This is a genomic window from Micromonospora sp. NPDC050795 (assembly GCF_044456785.1).
Classification (GTDB): Bacteria; Actinomycetota; Actinomycetes; order Mycobacteriales; family Micromonosporaceae; genus Micromonospora.
In genome coordinates this window covers 51996-76039 of the sequence record NZ_JBITGE010000021.1, presented here as the reverse complement: position 1 = coordinate 76039, position 24044 = coordinate 51996, and the positions used below count along the sequence as shown (strand labels likewise).

The following is a 24044-nucleotide window of genomic DNA, read 5'->3' as shown; positions in this document are numbered from 1 at the left end:
CGAACGGTCACCGTTACCCGACAACCTCACGGGCGGTCAGCCGGCCGTTGAACGGGACGTGAACGTCTACTGCCGGCCACTTCGGTTCGCCGGAACCGGGACGGTCACGAGACGGGTGGCCGTTTTGTCACCCAGGTCAGCACCTCGCTTGTCGATCATGCAGAATCGCCTAATCTGACTCCCGGCGTCGCCGGATCCTCCTTTTCTTCGAGGCCAGCATGCGTAAATCCTTCTTCGCCGGTCTCGCGACCGCCTTACTGACCAGTGGCACCCTGGTGGGCACCGCGCTGCCCGCCCAGGCGGCCGCTCCGACGACGCTCTACGTCCGGCAGAATCCCCCCGCCAACTGCTCCGATCAGTACCCGGGGACCTTGGCGCAGCCGTTCTGCACCATCGGAGCCGCAGCAGCGATCGTCACCGGCGGGCAGACCGTCGACATCGGCGGCGGCAACTACCGGGAGCGCGTCACGATCGGCACATCCGGCACGCCGGAGCAGCCGGTCACCTTCCTCACCACTTCCAGTTCCTCAGCCACCCTGATCGGCGCGACGGCCGGCTTCGTGATCGACGGCCAGCACGACGTGGTGCTCCAGAACCTCCGCGTCGTCGGGTCGGGCGAGGTGCCGGCCCTGGACGCACGCAACTCCTCGGGCCTCACCATCCGGGGCGGCACCTACGGCCTGAACATACCCGCGACGTCACCGGTGATCCGGTTCGCCGGCGTGACCAGCTCGAGCCTGTCGAAGATCACCGTCAGTGGGTTGACCGCCAGCGCCGGCATCACCATGGACGCCGCCAGCAGTGACGTGGCCATCCAGGACACGAGCGTGCAGGGCTATGCCAACTACATCCTTGCCGACAACACGGTCGGCGTCCGGATCGACGGGCCGCGCAACTCGTTCATCGGTGGCAGCATCTACGGCTTCACCAATGCGGCGATCGCGCTCGGGCCCACCGCGGCCGGCACGGTGGTGGCCAACAACGTGATTTCCGGGGGCGCCGGCCACGGCGTGCACAACAACGGGGCCACCGGCACGGCCATCGCCAACAACACCGTCAAGGACCGCTGCCAGGACGGCATCCGCGTCGACGGAGCCTCGTCCGGCGTCTCCGTTCAGAACAACGTGCTCGCTCTGAACGGTCACTTCGGTCAGGTCTACTGCGACAACAAGGTGCTGGACGGGGTCGAGATCGGCGTCTACGGCGGTGCCGTCGGAAAGACGATGGTCGACTACAACAACGCGCACCATTACAACAACGACTCACCGGAGATCTACGCCTGGAACACCCGGATGGGGCTCGCCGCGTTCCGGACCGCCTCCGGCCAGGCCGCCCACGACCGCGAGACGGGGCAGGCACGCGACAACATCGACTCGGCGAACTCGGCCGCCCCCGGTTACCCGACCCTCGACCGCGGCGGCTCGCCGCGCATCGACGACCCGGGCGTGCCGAACACCGGCGCCGGCCCGGTCACGTACGCCGACCGTGGCACCACCGAAGCCGTCCGGAGTCCGGAGGTGCGGTTCGACCTCGCCATGAACATCCAGGCGCGCTCGGTGACTGTGGACGCGTCCGCCTCCCTCCCCGGCTTCAGCCCGATCGAGTCCTACCGGTTCTCGTTCGGCGACGGCAACACCGTCACCCAGACGAGCCCGATCGCCTCGCACACCTACGCGAACCCGGGCGCTTACCAGATCGCCGTCACGGTCACTGGCACCGACGGTCGGTCGGGGACTTACAGCAGGCAGATCAGCATGCTGCGGCCGACCGGGACCGTCGGTCTGCGCGCCCTGTCCAACCGCCGCTACGTGAGCTACGAGAAGAGCTACGGGCTTCGACCGAACCAGGCCGAACCGAACACCATCGCGCAGTTCGACCTGGCGGACGCCGGTAACGGCAAGGTCGCCCTCTTCTCCCGGGCGGTCGGTCGCTACGTCGCCGTCGCCCAGTCCGACCTCTCCACGTTGACCGCGGACAGCGTGGTCGTGGACGTACGCGAGATGTTCACGCTGGTGCGCAACGCCGACGGCACCGTCAGCCTCCAGGCCCCCGTCACCAGCCAGTACGTGACCGCGGACGTCAACGCCGCCACTCCGCTTGGCGCCAGCCGACCCTCCATCGGCACCTGGGAGAAGTTCCTCCTGGTCGTCGTACCGGACGCTAACCGGTCGCTGAAGGCCAAGGTCAACGGTCGCTTCGTCAGCGCCGACGGCGCGGGGGCCAAGCCGCTGATCGCGAGCGCGGCGACCGCCAGCACCTGGGAGCGGTTCGACGTGGTGGATCTCGGCAACGGGCAGGTCGGCCTTCTCGCCCGGGTCAACAACCGTTACGTGTCCGCCGACGGCGCTGGCAGCAAGCCGCTGATAGCGGGCGCGGCGACGGCCAGCACCTGGGAGCGGTTCACAATGGTCCGCAGCAGTGACGGCACCGTCAGCTTCAAGGCCGCCGTCAACAACAAGTACGTGAGCGCGGACGGCGCGGGCAGCAAGCCACTGATCGCCAGCGGCCCGGTCATCAGCTCCTGGGAGAGGTTCACCCTCGGCTGACCCCTACCGCACTGTCGACGCCCGCCGGGCCCTCGGGTCCGGCGGGCGTCGCCGTGCACACAGCGGCGGAGTGGCCTTTTTGTCACTGCGGTCAGTGCCACGACCCGCCGGTGATGCATGATCACCTCTATCTGACTCCCGGCGACCGCCGGATCCTCCTCATCCCCGAGGCAAAGCATGGGCAAATCCCTCCTTTCCGGTCTCGCGACCGTCGTGCTGACCGGTGGTGCCCTGGTGGGCACCATGCTGCCGGCCCAGGCGGACGCTCCGACGACGCTCTACGTCCGGCAGAACCCCGCCACCGGCTGCTCCGACCAGTTCCCGGGCACGTTGACGCAGCCGTTCTGCACCATCGGTGCCGCGGCTGCGGTGGTCACGGCCGGCCAGTCGGTGGACGTCGGCAGCGGCAACTACCGGGAACGCGTCACGATCCCCACGTCCGGCACGCCAGAGCAGCCAGTCACCTTCTTCGCCAGTGAGGTGGCAACTCTGATCGGCGCGACCGCCGGCTTCGTGATCGACGGCCAGCACGACGTCGTACTCAAGAATCTGCGCACCAACGGGTCGACAAGCGTGCTGCCCGGCCTCGACCTGCGCAACTCCTCGCGGATCACCATCCAGGGCGGCAACTTCGCGATGGACACCTCCTCGACCGCGCCCGCTGTCCGGTTGGCCGGCGTCACCGGGTCGACACTGAAGCAGATCAACGCCAGCGGGCCGACCCTGAACGCCGGAATCATCATCGACGCCGCTAGCAGCGACGTGCTGGTCAAATCCGTGAACGTATTGAGCAGCGCCGGGTACCGGACACCCTCCGACGGCGTCGGCGTTCGGGTCGACGGGCCGAGAGTCAGCATCCTCGACAGCAAGGTCAGCGGTTTCACCGGAGCGGCAGTCGCCATCGGGGCGGGCGCGGTCGACACTGTGGTGGCCAACAACCAGATCGACGGTGGCCCCGGCCACGGGGTGCACAACAACGGTGGCACCGGCACGGCCATCACCAACAACACCATCAAGGACCGTTGCCGAGACGGGATCCGGGTCGACGGAGCCTCGTCCGGTGTCTCCGTGCAGAACAACGTGCTGATCACGAACGGCTTCTTCGACCAGAGCTACTGCGACGAGGCGTTCCTCGACGGTGTCGAGATCGGCGTCTACGGCGGTGCCGTCGGGAAGACGGTGGTCGACTACAACAACGCCCACCACTACAACAACGACTCACCGCAGATCTACGCCTGGAACACCCGGATGAGCCTCGCCGCGTTCCGTGCCGCCTCCGGCCAGGCCGCCCACGACCGCGAGACGGGACAGGCCCGGGACAACATCGACTCGGCGAACTCGGCCGCGCCCGGTTACCAGACGCTCGACCGCGCCGGCTGGCCGCGCGTCGACGACCCGGCGGTGGCGAACACCGGCGCCGGCCCGGTCACCTTCGCGGACCGTGGTGCCGTGGAGGCCGTCCGCGCCCCGGTCGTGTCGTTCGACGTTGCCCTGAATCTCCAGACGCAGTCGGTGACTGTGGACGCGTCCGCCTCCACCCCCGGCCTCAACCCGATCGCGTCCTACCAGTTCTCGTTCGGCGACGGCAGCGTCGTCACCCAGACGAGCCCGATCGCCTCGCACACCTACGCGAAGCCGGACCTCTACCCCGTGACCGTCACGGTTACCGGCACCGACGGTCGGTCGACGGCTTACGGCAATCAGATCAGCATGCTGCGGCCGACCGGGACCATTGGTTTGCGCGCCCTGTCCAACCGCCGCTACGTGAGTTTCGAGACCGGCTTCGGGCTTCGACCCAACCAGGCCGAACCGAGCACCATCGCGCAGTTCGACCTGGCGGACGCCGGCGACGGCAAGGTCGCCCTCTTCTCCCGGGCGGCCGGGCGCTACGTCGGCATCTCCCAGTTCGACCACGTCACGTTGACCGCGACGAGCAAGCTCGTGGACATACGCGAGGCGTTCACGCTGGTGCGCAACAGCGACGGCACCATCAGCCTCCAGGCCCCCATCACCAACATGTACGTGACCGCCGACTTCAGCGGGGCCGTTCCGATGAGCGCCGACCGGCCCACCATCGGTACCTGGGAGAAGTTCCTCCAGGTCGTCGTACCGGACGCGAACCGGTCGCTGAAGGCGAAGGTCAACGGTCGCTTCGTCAGCGCCGACGGCGCAGGAGCCAAGCCGTTGATCGCCTCGGCTGCCACGGCCAGCCTCTGGGAGCGGTTCGACGTGGTGGATCTCGGCAACGGGCAGGTCGGCCTCCTCGCCCGGGTCAACAACCACTTCGTGTCCGCCGACGGCGCAGGCGCCAAGCCGCTGATCGCCAACGGCCCGACGGCCAGCACCTGGGAACGGTTCACCATCGTCCGCAACAGCGACGGCACGGTCAGCTTCAAGGCCGCCATCAACAACAAGTACGTCAGCGCGGACGGCGCAGGATCCAAGCCGCTGATCGCCAACGGCCCGACCATCAGCACCTGGGAGAAGTTCACCCTCGGCTGAGCCCCACCACACGATCGACGCCCGCCAGACCTCAGGGTCTGGCGGGCGTCGTCGTACGAAGGCCAGTCAGCGTTCCAGGATGGCGGTCACGCCCTGCCCACCGGCGGCGCAGATGGAGATCAGCCCGCGCCCGCTGCCCCGCTCGGCCAGCAGCTTCGCCAGGGTCGCCACGATGCGCCCGCCGGTGGCGGCGAACGGATGCCCGGCGGCCAGCGACGAACCGTTGACGTTGAGCCGGTCGGTGTCGACAGCGCCGAGCGGCGCGTCCAGGCCGAGCCGGTCCTTGGCGAACTCCGGCGACTCCCAGGCGGCGAGGGTGGCCAGCACCTGCGACGCGAACGCCTCGTGGATCTCGTAGTAGTCGAAGTCCTGCAACGTCAGCCCGGCACGGGCCAGCATCCGGGGCACCGCGTACGCGGGCGCCATCAGCAACCCCTCGTCGCCGTGCACGAAGTCCACCGCCGCTGTCTCCGACCAGCTGAACCAGGCCAGCACGGGCAGGTGGTGCGCCGCCGCCCACTCCTCGCTGGCCAGCAGCACGGTGGACGCCCCGTCGGTGAGGGGTGACGAGTTGCCGGCCGTCATGGTGGCGTGCTCGGCGTCCGGGCCACGGGTGCCGAAGACCGGCTTCAGCGAGGCGAGCTTCTCCAGGCTGCTGTCCGGGCGCAGGTTCGCGTCCCGGGTGAGCCCCAGGTACGGCGTCATCAGGTCGTCGAAGAAACCCCTGTCGTACGCGGCGGCGAGGCGCTGGTGTGAGCGCAGCGCCAGCTCGTCCTGGGAGCGCCGGTCGATCTGCCAGCGCACTGCGGTCCGGGCGGCGTGGTCGCCCATGGACAGCCCGGTACGCGGCTCGGCGTTGCGCGGGATCTCCGGCTTGAACGGCTGGGACGGGCGCAGCTTCGCCGCGATCTTGAGCCGTTCGCCCAACGTACGGGCCGAGTTGAGCTTGAGCAGCGTGCGGCGCATCTCCTCGTTGACGGCGAGCGGGGCGTCGGAGGTGGTGTCGACACCGCCGGCGATGCCCACGTCGAGCTGGCCGAGGGCGATCTTGTTGGCGACCAGGATGGTGGCCTCCAGGCCGGTGCCGCAGGCCTGCTGGATGTCGTACGCCGGGGTGTGGGGGTCGAGTCGGGAGCCGAGGACCACCTCACGGGTGAGGTTGAAGTCGCGGGAGTGCTTGAGCACCGCCCCGGTGACCACCTCGCCGATGCGCTGCCCGGCCAGCCCGTAGCGGGCGATCAGGCCGTCGAGCGCCGCGCCGAGCAGGTCCGCGTTCGACGCGTCCGCGTAGCGGGAATTGGAGCGGGCGAAGGGGATGCGGTTGCCCCCGATGACCGCGACCCGCCGGATGCTCTGCACGATCCGCCTCCTCGACATGTGTTGCTCGAACCCTACTCGCCAGTAGGCTACGCCCATGACCGACAGGTACGCGAGCTTCGTCCAATCGGCCGCCGGCCGCGCGCTGGTCAAGCGCCTCGGGCTGCCCGACCCGCCCCGACTGCGCCGGCACCACCCCGGCGACCCGCTGCTGGCCGGCCCGGCCCTGCTCGGCGCGGCCACCGGCGGCCGGCTCACCGAGCCGGTTGCCAAGATCCTCACCAGCGCCGGGGTCGAGCTGGCCGACCCGGCCGCCGCCGCCCCGCAGCGGTACGGAGCGCTGCTCTTCGACGCCACCGGCATCACCGACTCGACCGAGCTGCGCCAGCTCTACGACTTCTTCCACCCGCAGGCTCGGGCCGTGCTGCCCAGCGGCCGGGTGATCGTGCTGGGCACCCCTCCGCAGGAGTGCCCGACACCCCGGGAGGCGACCGCCCAGCGCGCCCTCGAAGGGCTGGTCCGCAGCATCGGCAAGGAGTTCGGCCGGGGCACCACCGCGCAACTCGTCCACGTGAGCCGCGCGGATGGTGACGCCGGCACACTCACGAGCCTCGAATCGACTCTCCGGTTCCTGCTGTCCGGCCGGTCCGCGTACGTGTCGGGGCAGGTCATCCGGGTCGGCGGCGGCGCGGCGAGCGTCCCGGCCGACTGGGACCGCCCGCTGGACGGGCAGGTCGTGCTGGTCACCGGCGCCGCACGGGGCATCGGTGCCGCGCTGGCGAAGGTGCTCGCCCGCGACGGCGCGAAGGTGGTGGCCCTGGACATTCCGGCCGCTGGCGACGCGCTCGCCGCCGTGGCGAACGACATCGGCGGCACCGCCGTCCAACTCGACCTGACCGCGCCGGACGCGCCGACCCGACTCGCTGAGCACCTGGCCGGCCGGCACGGCCGGGTCGACGTGGTGGTGCACAACGCCGGCATCACCCGGGACAAGACGTTGGGCCGGATGGACGCCGACCGGTGGGACCAGGTGATCGACGTCAACCTCTCCAGCCAGGAACGGATCAACGACGTACTGCTGGAGCGGGAGCTGATCCCGGCCGGCGGGCGAATCATCTCGGTCTCGTCGATCGCCGGGATCGCCGGCAACCGGGGGCAGACCAACTACGCCACCAGCAAGGCCGGCGTGATCGGGCTGGTCGACTCACTCGCGCCGGCCCTGCGGGAGCACGGGATCAGCGTCAACGCGGTGGCCCCGGGTTTCATCGAGACCCGGCTGACCGCGCGCATCCCGCTGGTGGTCCGCGAGGCGGGGCGGCGGATGAACAGCCTGGCCCAGGGCGGGTTGCCGGTGGACGTGGCCGAGACGATCGGCTGGCTGGCCTGGCCGGCCAGCGGCGCGGTCAGCGGAAACGTGGTCCGGGTCTGCGGCCAGAGCCTGCTGGGGGCGTGATGGGAACGGGGCCGGAGTCGGGCGGCCGTAGCCTGGTCGAGCTGCCCCGGATGCCGGCGGTCGGGGCGCTGCACCGACGGGCGTTGCTCGGCGCGCTACCGGGCCTCGGGGGTGGACGGCGCGGGCCCGACCTGCCGGCTGTCGAGTTGACAGTGGGTGGGGTGAGCGTCGAGCGAGCGCAGCTCGCCGACTACGACAGGGTCTGCGGGTTCCGGCTCACCGATCGGCTGCCCGCGACGTTTCCGCACGTCATGGGCTTTCCGCTGGCCCTGCGCCTGATGACCGCGCCGGACTTCCCCCTCCCGCTGATCGGCCTGGTGCACGTTGGCAACCGGATCACCACGCACCGCCCGATCACCGCCGACGAGACCCTCGACTTCACGACGTACGCGGAGAACCTGCGCCCCCACGACCGGGGGCGGCAGGTGGACGTGGTGCTGGTCGGCTCGGTCGACGGGGAGGAGGTGTGGCGCGGCGTCTCGACGTACCTCGGTCGGGAGCGCGGGCCGGGCGGGCGCGAGCCCGGCGAGCGACCCGCCGCACCGACGGCCACCGCCCGCTGGCGTGTGGAACCGCGCGTCGGTACGGAGTACGCGCGGGTCTCCGGCGACCACAACCCGATCCACACCTCCCGACTCGGTGCGCGGCTGTTCGGCTTCCGCCGGCCGATCGTGCACGGCATGTGGAGCAAGGCGCGCTGCCTGGCCGCGCTGGAGGCCCGGCTTCCGGACGCGTACACCGTCGAGGTCGCCTTCAAGCTGCCCGTGCCACTGCCGAGCACTGTGAGCTTCGCGCTCCTGCCGGATGGCGGGTTCGCCCTGCACGACTCACGGGGCCGACCCCACCTGACGGGCTTCGTGCGCTGAGCGCACCACGCCACCGCCTCGTGCGCTGAGCGCACCACGCCACCGCCTCGTGTGCTGAGTTGGTCCTGCCCTTGGCAGGCACGCACTTCTGCGCTAAGTTGTTCTCAGAGAGAGATGTTCTCAAAGTGAGAGAGACATGATGAACGAGCAGGAGTTCCTGGCCGCGTACGACCCCCGGGCCTATCCGGCGGTCGCCGTGACCGTCGACGTGGTGGCACTGACCATCCGCGACGGCGCACTGCACCTGCTGCTGATCCGACGCGGCGAGGCACCCTTCGCCGGGCACTGGGCGCTGCCCGGGGGCTTCGTCCGCCCCGACGAGGACCTGACCACTGGCGCCGGACGGGAGCTGGCCGAGGAGACCGGGCTCGGCGGCGAGGAGCTGCGCCGCGTACACCTGGAGCAGTTGGGCAGCTACGGCGCGCCCGACCGCGACCCGCGCATGCGGGTCGTCTCGATCGCCCACCTCGCGTTCGCCCCCGACCTGCCGGACCCGGCCGCCGGCAGCGACGCCGACGAGGCGATCTGGCTGCCGGTGACCGCGTTGACCAGCCGGCAGCTCGCCTTCGACCACGGCCGGATCATCGACGACGCGTTGGAACGGGCCCGCTCCAAGGTGGAGTACACCCCGCTCGCCACCCGCTTCCTCCCCGCCGAGTTCACGATCAGCGAACTGCGCGGCGTCTACGAGACGGTCTGGGGGCACCCGCTGCACGCCGGCAACTTCCACCGCAAGGTGCTCTCCGTGCCGGGCTTCGTGGAGAGCACCGGCGCCAGCACCGAGCGCGGTGGTGCCCGGGGCGGCCCGCGCGCCCGGCTCTACCGGGCCGGCGACGCCCGCCTGCTGCACCCGGCGCTGCTGCGCCCCGCCCGCGAGGAGACGGTGCGGTGAGGGCCACCGAGGCAATCCACCTGGTCGCGGCCGCCCGCACCGACGCGGACCTGTTCGGCGCCGACCAGCCGGCCCGCCGCTACCGCGAGCTGGTCGCGGCCCTGCACCCCGACCGCCTACCGACCGACCCGGCGGTACGCGCCGACGCCATCGACGCGTTCATCCACGTCACCACCCGGTGGCAGGCACGGCAGACCACAGTCCTCGGCGACTACCGGCTCGGCGCGCCGGCCCACTCGGGTGACCTCGCCGACCTCTACGACGTCGGCGACGACCGGTTGCTGAAGCTCCCCCGACGGCCCACCGACAACGACCTGATGGCCCGCGAGGCGCACGCCCTGCGCACCATCGCCGAGCGCGGCGACCCGCGCTACCTGCCGTACGTGCCCCGGCTGGTCGACGAGTTCCGGCACCGCGACGCCACCACCGGCGCGGAACGGCGAATAAACGTGCTCGCCACCGCACCCGGCCTGCACGACCTCGACGAGGTGCGGCGCGCGTACCCCGACGGGCTGGACGCCCGGGACGTGGCCTGGATGTGGCGGCGACTGCTGGTCGTGCTCGGCCTGGCCCACCGCGCGGGCGTGGTGCACGGCGCGGTAGTGCCCCGACACGTGCTGATCGAGCCGGACGCCCACGGCGTGGTGCTGATCGACTGGTGCTTCTCCGCGGCTGTCGGCAGCACCATCCCGGCGGTGGTCCCCGGCCACGGCTGGGACCCGGAGGAAGTCCTCAAGAAGCAGCCGTGCGGGCCGGGCACCGACATCGCGATGGCCAGCCACTGCATGAGCTGGCTGATGGGCCCGCGCGCGCCCCGCGAGCTGCACACCTTCGCGCAGGGCTGCCGGCAACGGTCGCTGGGCGCCCGGCCCGACGACGCGTGGCGCCTGCTGCGCGAACTCGACCAGGTGCTGGACCGGCTCTACGGGCCACGCACCTTCCGACCCTTCACCCTCACCCCCTAAGGAGCTGTCATGGGCAGTGGAATCTGGTCCACCGACGTGTACGACGCAGCCGACCGCTACCGCCGGTCGACCGGCAGGAGCGCCTTCTCCTACAGCGACAGTGGGGCGCGCACCGTGCACCCCGCGCTCGACCCCAGGGACGCGACCCGCGAGAGCCGCGACTCCGCCGAGCACCCCCGGTCGACCCCCGTCGCGGTGCTCTTCGACGTGACCGGCTCGATGCGCACGGTGCCGCGGGTCCTGCAGACCAAGCTGCCGCAACTGCTCGGGCTGCTGCAACGGCAGGGCTACGCCAGCGACCCGCAGATCATGTTCGGTGCCATCGGCGACGCCGCCTGCGACCGGGTGCCGTTGCAGGTGGGCCAGTTCGAGTCGGACAACCGGATGGACGACGACCTCGGCCGGATCGTGCTGGAGGGCGGTGGCGGCGGACAGATGAGCGAGTCGTACGAGCTGGCCATGTACTTCATGGCCCGGCACACGGTCACCGACAACTGGGAGAAGCGCGGCCGGCGCGGCTACCTGTTCATCATCGGCGACGAGCTGGCGTACCAGCGGGTGAAGGCCCGGGAGGTGGCCGGCCTGATCGGGGACGACCTCTCCGAGGACGTGCCGCTGCGGCAGGTCGTCGACGAGGTGACCCGCCGCTGGGACACCTATTACCTGCTCCCCACCGGCAGCCACTACTCCGGCAACGCCAAGGTGCTCGACTTCTGGCGGGACCTGCTCGGGCAGAACGCCGTCGTGCTCGACGACCTCGACGCGGTCTGCGAGACCATCGCGCTCACCATCGGCCTCGGCGAGCAGGCCATCGACCTGGACGAGGGCCTGCGTGACCTGGACCTTGCCGGCTCCAGCGCCACCGGGACCGTGTCGAAGGCGCTGGCCCGCCTCGGCCGGGGACGGCGGGCCGAGGTGTCGACGCTGCCGACGTTCACCGACACGGCCAGCGCGGTGACCCGGCTGTGAACCACGTGGCGGTGGTCGACCTCGGCTACGGCGACGCCGGCAAGGGCACCGTGGTGGACTGGCTCTGCGCCACCCGTCCCGTGCACACGGTGGTCCGCTTCAACGGGGGCGCGCAGGCGGCACACAACGTCGTGCTGCGCGACGGGCGGCACCACACGTTCGCGCAGTTCGGCGCCGGCACTTTCCATCCCGGTGTGCGTACGCACCTGTCCCGGCACGTGGTGGTGGACCCGCTGGCGATGGCCGCCGAGGCCGACCACCTCGCCACTCTCGGGGTGCCCGACGCGCTCGACCGGCTGACCGTCGACGGGGACGCACTGCTCGCCACCCCGTACCACCGGGCCGCCAACCGGGCCCGCGAGATCACCCGGGGAGCCGACCGGCACGGCTCCTGCGGGCTGGGGGTGGGCGAGGCCGTCGCGTACGGTCTCGCCCACCCCGACGACGCGCCCCGGGTCGCCGACTGCCACCACCCGGCACTGCTGCGCCGCAGGCTGACCATCCTGCGGGACCGGCTGACCGCCGAGCTGGGCCCACTGGACGCGCCACCGATCGAGGACTGCCTGCCCGCGTACACGGGGTTCGCCGACCGGGTCGCCATCGTCGACGGCAGTTGGCTCGCCGAGGCGCTGCGCACCGGGACCTGCGTCTTCGAGGGCGCGCAGGGGGTGCTGCTCGACGAGTGGCACGGCTTCCACCCGTACACCACCTGGAGCACCACGACGTTCGCCAACGTCGACAGCCTGCTCGCCGAGGCGGGTCGGCCCGGCGACGTGACCCGGATCGGGGTGCTCCGCATCGTAACCACCCGGCACGGGCACGGCCCGTTGGTGACCGAGGACCCCAGCCTGCCGTTCGCCGACGCGCACAACACCACGAACCCGTGGCAGGGCCGGTTCCGGTTCGGCCACTTCGACGCGGTCGCCCACCGGTACGCCCTCGCCGCGGCCGGCGGCGTCGACGGCCTGGCCCTGACCCACCTCGACCTGACCGGCCCCGACCTGCGGATCTGCCGCCGCTACGACACCACCGACCGGCTCACCCCGGGCCCGCCCGGTGACCTGGACCGGCAGGCCGCGCTCACCGCCCGCCTGCTGCGCTCCCGCCCCGTGTACGACGGCCCACCGGCGGACTGGGCCGAGGCGGTACGCGCGGAGCTGGGAACACCGGTGGTGCTGACCTCGCACGGCCCCACCGCCGACGACAAGACCCCGTGCGGCCCACTGCTGGCCCCACCGGCCCTGGTCCGCGCCAGCTGACAACTCCGGGGGATCCGGCGACTCGCCCACCGGGCAGGTCGCGCCCGGCAAGCATGGGGGAATGGACGCCCTCCTCGACCTCCTCCGTGGGACGGTCACGTCGCCGTGGGTCTACCTGGTGATCTTCGGGCTCACCGCGATCGACGCGTTCTTCCCCGCGGTGCCGGGCGAGGCAGCGGTGATCACCGCGGGGGTGCTCTCGGCGAGCGGCGGGCACCCCAGCCTGACCCTGGTGATCGTCAGCGCCGCCGTGGGCGCGCTGGTCGGCGACCACGTCTCGTACGCCATCGGAAAGGGCGGAGGTGCCCGCCGGCTGGCCCGCCTGCCCGACGGCAGCCGCCGGCGGGCCAGCTCCGAGTGGGCCCGGCGGGCGGTGGACCGACGCGGCGGGATGATCCTGACCACCAGCCGGTACGTGCCGGGCGGGCGGACCGCCGTCACGCTCACCATGGGCGCGGTGGGCTATCCCCGCCGGTCATTCCTGCTGTACGACAGCATCGCGACGATCACCTGGGCGCTGTACTGCGGGCTGCTCGGCTACTTCGGCGGGCTGGCCTTCGAACGTGACCCGGTGAAGGGCGTGCTGGTCGGGGTGGGGGTCTCGCTGGTCGTCACGTTCGGGCTGGAGGGGATCCGGTGGCTGCGCCGCCAGGCGCACCGTCGCGCCGCCGCCCGACGGTGACTGGCGCACCCGTCACAGCAGGTCGGCGTCGTACACCAGGATGGCCAGCTGCACCCGGTTGCCCGCGTGGAGTTTCGCCAGCGCCCGGCTGACGTGTGCCTTGACGGTGGCCTCGCTCATCGTCAGCCGCCGGGCGATCTCCGCGTTGCCGTGCCCGCGCGCCACCTCCCGGACGATCACCAGCTCCCGCTCGGTCAGCGGTGCGAGCCGCTCACGGGCCGCGTCCCGGCGGGCCGGACCACGTTCGGCGAACGAGCTGATCAGGCGCCGGGTCACCGTCGGGGCGAGCATCGCGTTCCCGGCGGCCACCGTGCGGACGGCGGCGGCCAGCTCGCGGGGCGGGGTGTCCTTGAGCAGGAAGCCGACCGCGCCGGCACGTAGCGCGCGGTGCACGTACTCGTCGAGGTCGAAGGTGGTCAACATGATCACCTTTGGGCCGACGGCGACCACGTCGGGCGCCACGGTCAGCCCGTCGACGCCCGGCATCCGCACGTCGAGCAGCACCACGTCGGGGCGTAACCGCTGGGCCTGCGCCAGCGCGCCGACACCGTCCGCTGCCTCACCGACGACGGTGATGTCCTCGGCCGCCTCAAGGATCAGCCGCAGCCCGGCCCGAACCAACTGCTCGTCGTCGACCACCACGACCCGGATCACGCCGCACCCACCAGCGGGATCAGGGCCCGGACCAGGAAGCCGCCGTCCACGGCGGGTGAGGTGGGGGATGACCCCGATGCCCAGTCCGGGCCGGCCGCTACCTTCGTAGTGCCGCCCGCCTGACCACTGGCCGATGTCGGGAGCAGCCGCCCCGACCAGCATCGGGATCATGGATCTGCTCGACCTGCTGCACGACACGATGTCCTCGCCCTGGGTGTACCTGGCGATCTTCGCGATCGCGGTGCTCGACGGCTTCTTCCCGGTGGTGCCGAGCGAGACGGCGGTGATCACCGCGGGGGTGTTCGCGGCCTCCGGAGCGCCGTACCTGCCGGCGGTGATCCTGGTGGCCGCCGCCGGGGCGCTGGTCGGGGACCACATCTCGTACGCCATCGGGCGGGGTGGCGGCACCCGGCTGCTCGACCGGCTGCCGCCCGACGGTCGACGCCGGGCCGCCATCGATCGGGCCCGTCGGGGGATCGCCACCCGGGGCGGCCTGATCCTCACCGTGGCCCGCTACATCCCGGGCGGCCGGACCGCTGTCACCCTCACCATGGGTGCGGTGCGCTATCCCCGGCGGCGGTTCCTGGCCTTCGACGCGCTGGCCGCCAGCTCGTGGGGGCTCTACTCCGCGCTGGTCGGATACGTCGGCGGGCTCGCCTTCGAGCAGGTTCCGCTGCGTGGTCTCCTGCTCGGTCTGGGCCTCGCCCTGACGGTGACGGTGGTCGTCGAGGTGGTCCGTTGGCTCCGCAACCGCCGCCGTACGGCGCGGGCCGGCGAGCCGGGCACCGACGCTCTTCCGGCCGGGGCCGTCAGACGGCCGGCGGACGCCAGGTGACGCCGTGCAGCAGTTGGGCGGCGCCGAGCCAGGCCACGTTCATCATCCGGGTGGCCGTCTTCCCCGGGTCGGCGTCCGGGTGGTCCGCGAGCCAGTCGGCCAACGACTCGGTCGCGCCGACCAGGGCGTACGCGACGACCTCCAGGTCGATGGCGGCGATCTCGCGTCCCTCGGCGCGCAACGCGTGGTCGAGCATTCCGGCGACCACCTCGACCAACCGGGCCCGCATGGTGGCCAACTCGCCGGCGAACGGCTGTTCGCCCCGGGCCTGCCGGTAGAGCACCGCCCAGCCGTCCCGGTAGGCGCCGACGAAGCCGAAGAAGGCCCTCAGCCCTCGCCAGAGCCGCTCGTCGGCCGGCAGGTCGGGGGCCGCCGCCCCGGCGATGGCCTGCATCATCCGGGTGCCCTCCCGGTGCAGGCAGGCGACGAAGAGCTCCTCCTTGGTGCCGAGGTACGCGTACACCATGGGTTTGGAGATGCCGGCGTCCTCGGCGATCTCGTCCATGCTGGCGGCGTGGAAACCACGTCGGGAGAAGACCTTGACGGCCGCGTCGAGCATCTGCTGCTCGCGGACGGCGCGAGGCAGGCGCTTGAAGGCGGGGACGCTGGACACCTTGCGAGCATACCTACTCGTGCGTAGGGTTACGCGCGAGTAGCCAATCTTCCGGAAGGCGCACCTGATGACTGACTTCGACCCGGCCAACTTCGCCAACGTCGGCCCCAAGGAGTTCGCCCAGCTGGTCAAGTCCACCCCGGACGACAAGATCGCCCAGGTGATGTCCGGCGACATGCGCGACAAGGTCCTGGGCGAGGTGTTCGGCCGGATGCCGTCGCTGTTCCGCGCGGACCGGGCCGGCTCCACCAACGCGGTCATCCACTGGATCATCACCGGTCGCCCCGACGGCGGCAGCGACACCTACGAGGTGGTCATCGCCGACGGCACCTGCGTCGTGAACTCGACCCCGCAGCACGACCCGAAGCTCAGCCTCACCATGGGCCCGGTCGAGTTCCTGAAGATCGTCTCCGGTGGCGCCAACCCGGTGATGATGTTCATGACCGGCAAGTTGAAGGCGAAGGGCGACCTCGGCCTCGCCGCCAACATCGCCAACCTGTTCGACATCCCCAAGGCCTGACATGGCTGAGTTCTCGCTCGACCTGAACGAGGAACAGCGGGATCTACGCGACTGGGTGCACGGCTTCGCCGCCGAGGTCGTGCGCCCGGCCGCCGCCGAGTGGGACGAACGCGAGGACACCCCGTGGCCGGTGATCCAGGAAGCCGCCAAGGTCGGCCTCTACGGCTTCGAGTTCCTCGCCACCTGCTGGGCCGACCCGACCGGCCTCTCCCTCCCGATCGCCAGCGAGGAACTCTTCTGGGGTGACGCCGGCATCGGTATGAGCATCTTCGGCACCTCGCTCGCCGTCGCCGCCATCTACGGCGCCGGCACCCCGGACCAGATGGTCGAGTGGGTGCCGCAGTGCTTCGGCGACGTCGACTCGCCGACCGTCGCCGCCTTCTGCACGAGCGAGCCGGAAGCCGGCTCCGACGTCGGCGCGATGCGCACCCGGGCCGTCTACGACGAGGCCACCGACGAGTGGGTGCTCACCGGCCAGAAGGCGTACGCCACGAACGGCGGCATCGCTGGAGTGCACGTGGTCACCGCCTCCGTCGACCCCGCGCTCGGCTCCCGGGGTCAGGCGGCGTTCGTCGTACCGCCCGGCACCCCCGGCCTGGCCGCCACCCGCAAGCTACGCAAACTCGGGCTCCGCGCGTCCCACACCGCCGACGTCTTCCTCGACGGGGTACGCGTACCCGGCCGCTGCCTCCTCGGCGGACGAGACGCCCTGCTGGAACGCCTCGACCGTGCCCGCTCCGGTCAGCGGTCCACCGGGCAGGCCGCGATGCGCACGTTCGAGCTGTCCCGACCCACCGTCGGCGCCCAGGCGCTCGGCGTGGCACGGGCCGCCTACGAGTACTCCCTCGACTACGCGAAGGACCGCGTCCAGTTCGGACGCCCGATCATCGAAAACCAGGCGGTCGCGTTCGCGTTGGCCGACATGCGGATGGAGATCGACGCGGCGCGGCTGCTGGTCTGGCGGGCCTCGTGGATGGGCCGCAACAACCGCCCGTTCACAGCGGGCGAAGGATCGATGTCCAAACTGAAGGCCGGCGAGGTGGCCGTGTCGGTCACCGAAAAGGCAGTGCAACTGCTCGGCGGAGCCGGCTTCCTGCGTGACCACCCGGTCGAGCGCTGGTACCGGGACGCCAAGATCTACACCATCTTCGAGGGCACCTCGGAAATCCAACGACTGGTCATCTCCCGGGCGATCTCCGGGATGCAGATCCGCTGACCGCCGTCGGCCCAGCCCTTCCTCGACGGGCGGGCCGACGGCGGCCCGGACTCCACGATCTGTGCCGTCTTTGTCACCCCACGCCGACGCGAACTGGGCCCTCAGCCGCGCCCAGTGCATGATCAAGGAAAGAAGCCCTGATGGACGGGCGGGCCGCCGCCCGTCCGCGCACCACCCCGAGGAGGTCTGCGGCATGGACCTGCCGTTCGTCGTCACCACGCTGACCCGTCGCGGGCTGCTCACCCCCGGCAGCCCGATCCGGGTCGCCTCGCAGCTCAACGCGTTGCGCACGTGGGGGTGGAGCCTGGCAGGCGAGCTACGCCAGGCAGCCGCCCGGGACCCGGGCCGGCCCGCCGTCATCGACGAGAACGGCGTCGAGCTGACCTACCACGACCTGCTCGACCGGGCCGAACGGTTGGCCCGCTCGATGCGGGCCGGGCTCGGCGTACAGGCCGGCGACCGGATCGGCGTGCTCTGCCGCAACCACAGCGGACTGATCGAGACGATCGTCGCCGCCACCCTGCTCGGCGTCGACGCGGTACTGGTCAACACCGGGCTCAGCGCCGCCCAGCTCGGCACCGTCGCCGAGGAGCAGCGACTGCGGCTCCTCGTGCACGACGACGAGTTCGCCGATCGGGTCCTCGGCCTCCCCGCCGAGCTGCACCGGCTCGACGAACGCGCCCGCGAGGAACTGGTGGCCGGGGCACTGCCCGGTGACCTGCAACCACCCGAGCGCGACGGCCGGATCATCGTCCTCACCTCCGGCACCACCGGCACGCCCAAGGGTGCCCGGCGGCCGACACCAGGCGGCTTCGGCCCACTGGTGTCCATCATCGACCGCATCCCCCTGCACGCCCGGGACCGGGTGATGATCGCCGCACCGATCTTCCACACCTGGGGATTCGCCGCCCTCCAGGTCTGCCTGGCACTACGGGCCACCATCGTGCTGCACCGCCGCTTCGACCCGGCCGCCACGCTCGCCGCCCTGACCACGCACCGCTGCGACGCGCTCTTCGCCGTACCGGTGATGGTGCAACGGCTGCTGGAGGTGCCCCCGCCCGACCCGCGCCCCCAGCTCACTGTCGTCGCGGTCAGCGGCTCCGCCCTGCCCGGCGGACTGGCCCCGAAGTTCATGGACGTCTACGGAGACGTCCTCTACAACCTCTACGGGTCCACCGAGGTCTCCTGGGCCTCCATCGCCGGCCCGCAGGACCTGCGTCAGGCACCCACCACCGCTGGTCGTCCCCCGCACGGCACCCGCCTGGAGCTGCTCGACGACGACGGCCAACCCGTACCGGACGGACGGGTCGGACGGATCTTCGTCGGCAACGAGATGCTCTTCGAGGGCTACACCTCAGGTGCCAGCCGGGAAACCCACGACGGGCTGCTCGACACCGGCGACCTCGGCCGGCTCAACGCCGACGGGCTGCTCTTCGTCGACGGCCGAGCCGACGACATGATCGTCTCTGGCGGCGAGAACGTCTTCCCGTCCGAGGTGGAGGACCTGCTCGCGCAACTGCCACAGGTCCGCGAGGCGGCAGTGATCGGCGTGCCCGACCCCGAGTACGGCCAGCGCCTCTCCGCGTTCCTCGCCCTGCACCCCGGCGAGACCCTCGACCCCGAGGCGGTCCGCGAGTATGTCCGGCACTTCCTGGCCCGGTTCAGCGTCCCCCGGGACGTGATCCTCGTGAAGTACCTACCCCGCAACGCCACCGGCAAGGTGCTGACCCGAGAGCTGCGCCGCTACTACGGCTGACCGCGGGTCGTACGGGGGTGAGGTCGGCGCGACCGGTGGCGGCTGCGACAGGGGTTGCCCGAGTTCAGCCGGGAATTGTGATCCGGTCCTCGATCGCGGCGGAGGCGATGTCGGTGCGGTGCTGCGAGCCGGCCAACTCCACCCCGTCCACCAGCGCATACGCGGCGTCCCGCGCGGCTGCCAGATCGGCGCCGGTGGCCGTACCGCAAAGAACCCGGCCGCCGGCGGAGAGCAACGCGCCGTCGCCGGCCCGGCGGGCGGTGCCCGCGTGGATGATGCCCGGACGGTCCGCACCGGTGATCACGTCGCCGGTGCGCGGCGCGGCCGGATAACCCGCCGAGGCGAGCACCACTGTCACGGCGCTGCCGTCCCGCCACTGCAGCGGCGGGTGCTCGGCCAACGAGCCGGTGGCCGCCGCGTGCAGCAGCCCGCCCAGCGGGGTCTCCAGCAGCGCGAGCACCACCTGGGTCTCCGGGTCGCCGAAGCGCGCATTGAACTCGATCACCCGAGGACCGGCGGCGGTGATCGCGAGCCCCACGTAGAGCAGGCCGGCGAACGGGGTGCCCCGGCGACGCATCTCCGCGAGCGTCGGGTGGACCACATCGCGCATCACGTCGTCGACCAGGCCGGACGGTGCCCAGGCCAACGGCGCGTACGCCCCCATGCCACCGGTGTTCGGCCCGGTGTCGCCGTCGCCGAGCCGCTTGAAGTCCTGTGCCGGCACCAACGGCAGCGCCGCCTCGCCGTCGGTGACCACGAAGAGGCTGACCTCCGGGCCGTCGAGGAACTCCTCGACCACGACACGTCCGCACTCGTTGGCGTGCGCCAACGCGGCAGCCCGGTCGTCGGTCACCACCACGCCCTTGCCGGCGGCCAGCCCGTCGTCCTTCACCACGTACGGCGCGCCGAACTCGTCCAGCGCCCGGGCGGTGCTCTCCTCGTCCGCGCAGACGTACGCGCGGGCGGTCGGCACGCCAGCGGCGGTCATGACGTCCTTGGCGAACGCCTTGGAGCCCTCCAGCTGCGCGGCCGCACCGGACGGACCGAACACGGCGATGCCCTTGGCGCGTACCGCGTCGGCGACCCCGGCGACCAGTGGAGCCTCGGGCCCGACCACCACCAGGTCAGCCGCCACCTCCACGGCCAACGCCGCCACCGCGGCCGGATCTGTGGCGTTGACGGCCCGCAGCTCAGCCACGCTCGCGATCCCCGGATTACCCGGCGCCGCGACAACCGCAGAAACCGCCGAATCCGCCACCAACCCGAGCGCAAGCGCATGCTCGCGCCCGCCACCACCCACCAGAAGAACCCGCACGCCCGAGATCCTACTGTCCCCCCTTACCCCACCGTTGATCATGAAGTTATCGCCCTCCGCCGCGGCGTGTCGTGGCAACAACTTCATGATCGACGGTGTCGGGCAGCGGCGATTGCCTGGCGGACCGTGTGGGGGATGTAGGCGGGGTGGAGGGTGTCCTGCCAGGTGAATCGGAGGACGGTCCAGCCGGCGTTGACGAGGCGGTTCTGGCGACGGCGGTCGGCGTAGGCGGCCTCAGGGGCACCGTGAGGGCCGCGGCCGTCGGCCTCGGCGATGACGCGAGGGCCACGCCAGCCGAGATCCCCGATCCCCAACAGGTAGCCGTCCTCATCGCGTACCTCAAGTTGCAGTGCGTCCGGTGGCACTCTCCCGTCCACGCAGCGCAGCCGGGTCCGGGTCTCCAACGGGGACTGCGCACGCCCATCGACCTCGCTGAGGTAGCCACGCGCCACGACCGCACCGCGTCGTCCTCGAACGAGGCGCGGAATGGCGAGCAGATCATCGGTGGTTACGAGCCGCTGATTCAGTGCCGAATCCAGCACACTCACCGCCGAAAGACGATCAACCCGAAGGCTCACGTCGGCAAGGGTGCGCAGCGGTTCTGTAGTGGTGATTCCATTCACCCGGACAAGTTGGTCGGGCTGAATGACCAACTGATGGACCACCACCTCCGGGTGGGCAAGCCGGGCCGGCCTGGCGATCGGGCCTGGCACCGACAGGTCGATCACGTCGGTGGCCCGCAGACCGGCCAACCCGTGCAGCTCCGCAGCCGTTGCGAGCACAGCGGCTGCGGCTGGCCCGAAGGAGGCCACCGCAGCCCTGATCCGCGCCGCTCGGGGAACGCCGTCGTACCGGTCAGCGTCCACCAGGTAGGCACCACGCGCCACGACCCGCCAGCGTCCAGCCCGACAAAGCCGCTGCACCTCATGCGTCGTCAGGCCAGCCGCACGCGCCTGCCTGAGCGTTACAACTCCGTCCCGCACGGCCGCAACCTGCCGCACCACATCCAAGGCATCCACCCGACCACCCTGGCCGAACCCGAAACATCCCCCTGTGGACAACCCCTCCACCCCTGTGGATAACGAGGCTCTCAGAACTGGTTGATCATGAAGTTATTGCCTCGACGCGCCGACGGCGATGGCAATAACTTCATGATCAACGCGAAGGGGAGGGTGCGGTGCGCCGGGGGGGGGTTAGGGGAGGAGGGGGTGGAGGACTACGTTTTCTTCTCGGCCTGGGCCTACGCCTACGACGCTCACCCTCGTGTTGCAGAGTTCTTCGACCCTCGCGATGTAGCGGCGGGCGTTCTCCGGGAGGTCGTCGATGCTGCGGGCCTTGGTGATGTCCTCCCACCAGCCATCGAGTTCCTCGAAGACGGGCTTTGCGTGGTGGAAGTCCGTCTGGCTCATCGGCATGTCGTCGACCCGGACGCCGTTGATCTCGTAGCCGACGCAGATCGGCACCTTGGGCAGGCCGGTCAGCACGTCCAGCTTGGTGATGACCAGGTCGGTGACGCCGTTGAGGCGGCAGGCGTACCGGGCGACAACCGCGTCGAACCAGCCGCACCGGCGCTCCCGCCCGGTGGTGGTGCCGTACTCAGCACCGATCTTGCGCAGGTGGTCGCCGTTGGCGTCGAACAGCTCGGTCGGGAACGGCCCGGCACCCACCCGGGTGGTGTACGCCTTGCTCACCGCGATGACCTTGTTGATCGCGGTCGGCGGGATGCCCGCGCCCACGCAGGCGCCACCGGCGGTCGGGTTGGACGAGGTCACGAAGGGGTAGGTGCCGTGGTCCATGTCGAGCATGGTGGCCTGGGCGCCTTCCAGCAGCACCGTCTCGCCCCGGTCCAGGGCGTCCCAGAGCATCGCCCGGGTCTCCGCGATGTACGGCTTGAGCCGCTCCGCGTACGCCAGGTACTCCTCGACCGTCGCGTCGACGTCGATCGCCTTGCGGTTGTAGACCTTGAACAGGATCTGGTTTTTCTCGCGCAGCGCGAGTTCCAGCTTCTTGCGCAGGATGCCCGGGTCGAGCAGATCCTGAAGGCGGATGCCGATCCGGGCGACCTTGTCGCCGTACGCCGGGCCGATGCCGCGGCCGGTGGTGCCGATCCGGGACGAGCCGAGGTAGCGCTCGATCACCCGGTCCAGCGCCCGGTGGTGCGGCATGATCAGGTGAGCGTCACCGGAGATCCGCAGGCGGGACACGTCGACGCCGCGCTCCGCCAAGCCGTCGATCTCGGCGAGCAGCACCTTCGGGTCGACCACCACACCGTTGCCGATGACGATCATCGCGTTCGGTGAGAGCGCGCCGGACGGCATCAGGTGCAGCGCGTACTTCTGGCCGTCCGGGGTGATCACCGTGTGCCCGGCGTTGTTGCCGCCGGAGTAGCGCACGACGTAGTCGACCCGCTCACCCAGCAGGTCGGTAACCTTGCCCTTGCCCTCGTCGCCCCACTGAGCGCCGATGAGCACGATCGCTGGCATCTTTTCCGCCTCCAGAAGGCTCGGGTGCCAGGTGGCGACCGCTCGGCGAGCCCGGGGTGTCAGGTTAACAAGTAGTGACGGCGTGGCCGGCAGGGGTCGCGTCGAGAGGCAGGAGGCTCCTTCCGTGTACGACGTGGTGCTGCTCACCCTTGGCTCGGAGCGGGACGCTCCCGGGGGCTGTGGCAGCGGCGGGGCCTGCTGCGGCGGCGCGACCGGGGCCGACACCGGCCAGCCGAACACCGACCAGGCCGGCAGCGGCGAGACCGACACCGGGCAGTGCGCGACGGAGCGGCCACGGGTGCCGGTGCTGGCGTGCGCCGACACGCTGAACGCCCGGGGCGCCCGGGTGGAGACGGTCACCGCCCGCTCCGACGCCGAGATCGACGCGGTGCTGGCCCGGTTCGACGGCCCAGCCCGCCCGGACGGCCTCACCTGGCCGGACCCGGACAGCAAGACCCGGCTGGTCATCGCCACGGCGAGCGACGGGCAGTTGCGCGCCGTGCTGCGCCGGCTGGTCAAGCGGTACGCCCCGGCGCCGAGCAAGCGCCCCGCGGATCTGCCCGGCAACCGGACCCTGCCCGACCTGCCGCCGGTGGCCGTACTCCCGCTCGACCCGGCCCGTGGCGGCACCCACCGGGACCTGGCCGCGCAGCTTGGGCTGCCCCGTGACCCGGCGGCGGTGGCCGCTGCGGTGCTGGACGGCACGCCGCGCCGGTTGGACCTGCTCCGCAACGACGGTGGCTCGGTGACCCTGGACGGCGCGCTCCTCGGCGCGGCCGACGACACCGGCCGGCCGCTGCACTGGCGCGCCCGGGTGGAGGTCGACGACACCATCCTCACCGACGGTACGGAACCGCTGCTGGCCTGCGCGGTGGGGAACGCCGGCGGGTACGCGACGCTCAACGACGTGACGCTGCTGACCGCGCCGGACCCGGCCGACGGCCAGGTCGAGGTCGCGGTGGCCGTGCCGGTGGTCGTCCGCTCGGCGTGGGGGCGCAAGCGGGTACGCCTCGAAGTGCGGCGGGCCCGTGGGCGGGCGGTGTCGGTGCTGCCCAGGGAGGGCAGGGTGCCGTACCTCGACGATGGTGTCGAGAGCGAGCTGACCCGTAAGCGTTCCTGGTGGGTCGAGCCGGGCGCCTGGGCGGTCTGGTCGATCTGACCTCGACCGCGACCGGCCGACCTGCCTGCGCCGATCGGCCCT

General features: G+C 71.3%; 20 protein-coding genes. 14 read left to right on the top strand and 6 right to left on the bottom strand.

The genetic code is table 11. The features are described 5' to 3' along the window. The first annotated feature begins 218 nt into the window (after positions 1-218). Positions 219-2546, top strand: coding sequence for a PKD domain-containing protein (locus ACIBEF_RS19635; RefSeq protein ID WP_396794667.1), 2328 nt, complete (start codon positions 219-221; stop codon positions 2544-2546). Positions 2547-2723: 177 nt separating this feature from the next. Beyond that, the gene (locus tag ACIBEF_RS19630; RefSeq protein WP_396794666.1) at positions 2724-5048 is read left to right on the top strand and encodes a PKD domain-containing protein; all 2325 of its coding nucleotides are present in this window, start codon (positions 2724-2726) and stop codon (positions 5046-5048) included. A 66-nt stretch (positions 5049-5114) separates the two neighbouring features. Here the strand turns inward: ACIBEF_RS19630 and ACIBEF_RS19625 are convergent, their stop codons facing one another. After that, entirely contained in the window at positions 5115-6407 is a 1293-nt protein-coding gene (locus tag ACIBEF_RS19625) for an acetyl-CoA C-acetyltransferase (RefSeq protein WP_357203710.1), read from the bottom strand. A 55-nt stretch (positions 6408-6462) separates the two neighbouring features. Between ACIBEF_RS19625 and ACIBEF_RS19620 the strand changes: the two genes are divergently transcribed. From ACIBEF_RS19620 to ACIBEF_RS19590, 7 genes are all read left to right on the top strand, one after another. Further along, positions 6463-7818, top strand: coding sequence for a 3-oxoacyl-ACP reductase (locus tag ACIBEF_RS19620; RefSeq protein WP_396794665.1), 1356 nt, complete (start codon positions 6463-6465; stop codon positions 7816-7818). Next, positions 7818-8684: a MaoC/PaaZ C-terminal domain-containing protein gene (locus ACIBEF_RS19615; RefSeq protein WP_396794663.1), complete on the top strand. Its 867-nt coding sequence runs from the start codon at positions 7818-7820 to the stop codon at positions 8682-8684. The genes ACIBEF_RS19620 and ACIBEF_RS19615 overlap by 1 nt, the downstream gene beginning before the upstream one ends. Positions 8685-8823: 139 nt before the next feature. Beyond that, positions 8824-9576: an NUDIX domain-containing protein gene (locus tag ACIBEF_RS19610; RefSeq protein WP_396794662.1), complete on the top strand. Its 753-nt coding sequence runs from the start codon at positions 8824-8826 to the stop codon at positions 9574-9576. Beyond that, positions 9573-10541: a serine/threonine protein kinase gene (locus ACIBEF_RS19605; RefSeq protein ID WP_396794661.1), complete on the top strand. Its 969-nt coding sequence runs from the start codon at positions 9573-9575 to the stop codon at positions 10539-10541. The genes ACIBEF_RS19610 and ACIBEF_RS19605 overlap by 4 nt, the downstream gene beginning before the upstream one ends. Before the next feature lie 9 nt (positions 10542-10550). Beyond that, positions 10551-11510, top strand: a complete 960-nt coding sequence (locus ACIBEF_RS19600) for a hypothetical protein (protein WP_396794659.1) — start codon at positions 10551-10553, stop codon at positions 11508-11510. Then, positions 11507-12769, top strand: a complete 1263-nt coding sequence (locus tag ACIBEF_RS19595; protein ID WP_396794658.1) for an adenylosuccinate synthetase — start codon at positions 11507-11509, stop codon at positions 12767-12769. The genes ACIBEF_RS19600 and ACIBEF_RS19595 overlap by 4 nt, the downstream gene beginning before the upstream one ends. 61 nt (positions 12770-12830) lie before the next feature. Continuing rightward, positions 12831-13451 (top strand): DedA family protein, encoded by a 621-nt coding sequence (locus ACIBEF_RS19590; RefSeq protein WP_396794657.1) that lies wholly within the window; start codon positions 12831-12833, stop codon positions 13449-13451. A 12-nt stretch (positions 13452-13463) separates the two neighbouring features. Here the strand turns inward: ACIBEF_RS19590 and ACIBEF_RS19585 are convergent, their stop codons facing one another. Further along, entirely contained in the window at positions 13464-14105 is a 642-nt protein-coding gene (locus ACIBEF_RS19585) for a response regulator (protein ID WP_396794655.1), read from the bottom strand. Positions 14106-14274: 169 nt separating this feature from the next. Between ACIBEF_RS19585 and ACIBEF_RS19580 the strand changes: the two genes are divergently transcribed. Continuing rightward, positions 14275-14940 carry a DedA family protein gene (locus ACIBEF_RS19580; RefSeq protein WP_396794653.1) on the top strand — a complete coding sequence of 222 codons (666 nt, stop codon included), beginning with the start codon at positions 14275-14277 and terminating at the stop codon, positions 14938-14940. On the opposite strand, the gene ACIBEF_RS19575 is transcribed toward ACIBEF_RS19580, so the two are convergent. Beyond that, on the bottom strand, positions 14915-15553 hold the full coding sequence (locus tag ACIBEF_RS19575) for a TetR/AcrR family transcriptional regulator (protein WP_396794652.1): 639 nt from the start codon (positions 15551-15553) through the stop codon (positions 14915-14917). The genes ACIBEF_RS19580 and ACIBEF_RS19575 overlap by 26 nt on opposite strands. 67 nt (positions 15554-15620) lie before the next feature. Between ACIBEF_RS19575 and ACIBEF_RS19570 the strand changes: the two genes are divergently transcribed. From ACIBEF_RS19570 to ACIBEF_RS19560, 3 genes are all read left to right on the top strand, one after another. Then, the gene (locus ACIBEF_RS19570; RefSeq protein ID WP_396794651.1) at positions 15621-16073 is read left to right on the top strand and encodes an SCP2 sterol-binding domain-containing protein; all 453 of its coding nucleotides are present in this window, start codon (positions 15621-15623) and stop codon (positions 16071-16073) included. A gap of 1 nt (position 16074) precedes the next feature. Continuing rightward, a complete protein-coding gene (locus tag ACIBEF_RS19565; protein WP_396794650.1) occupies positions 16075-17289 on the top strand; it encodes an acyl-CoA dehydrogenase family protein in 1215 nt (404 codons plus the stop codon). A gap of 193 nt (positions 17290-17482) precedes the next feature. Next, complete coding sequence (locus ACIBEF_RS19560) at positions 17483-19045, top strand: AMP-binding protein (protein WP_396794648.1); 1563 nt, start codon at positions 17483-17485, stop codon at positions 19043-19045. A gap of 64 nt (positions 19046-19109) precedes the next feature. Here ACIBEF_RS19560 and purD read toward each other — a convergent pair whose 3' ends face one another. From purD to ACIBEF_RS19545, 3 genes are all read right to left on the bottom strand, one after another. Beyond that, positions 19110-20360, bottom strand: coding sequence for a phosphoribosylamine--glycine ligase (gene purD, locus ACIBEF_RS19555; protein ID WP_396794647.1), 1251 nt, complete (start codon positions 20358-20360; stop codon positions 19110-19112). Between the two features lie 83 nt (positions 20361-20443). Continuing rightward, a complete protein-coding gene (locus ACIBEF_RS19550; RefSeq protein WP_396794645.1) occupies positions 20444-21379 on the bottom strand; it encodes a type IV toxin-antitoxin system AbiEi family antitoxin domain-containing protein in 936 nt (311 codons plus the stop codon). A gap of 174 nt (positions 21380-21553) precedes the next feature. Continuing rightward, positions 21554-22843: an adenylosuccinate synthase gene (locus ACIBEF_RS19545; RefSeq protein ID WP_396794644.1), complete on the bottom strand. Its 1290-nt coding sequence runs from the start codon at positions 22841-22843 to the stop codon at positions 21554-21556. 124 nt (positions 22844-22967) lie between these two features. On the opposite strand from ACIBEF_RS19545, the gene ACIBEF_RS19540 reads away from it, so the two are divergent. Continuing rightward, positions 22968-24002, top strand: a complete 1035-nt coding sequence (locus ACIBEF_RS19540) for a diacylglycerol kinase family protein (RefSeq protein ID WP_396794641.1) — start codon at positions 22968-22970, stop codon at positions 24000-24002. Positions 24003-24044 lie beyond the last annotated feature (42 nt).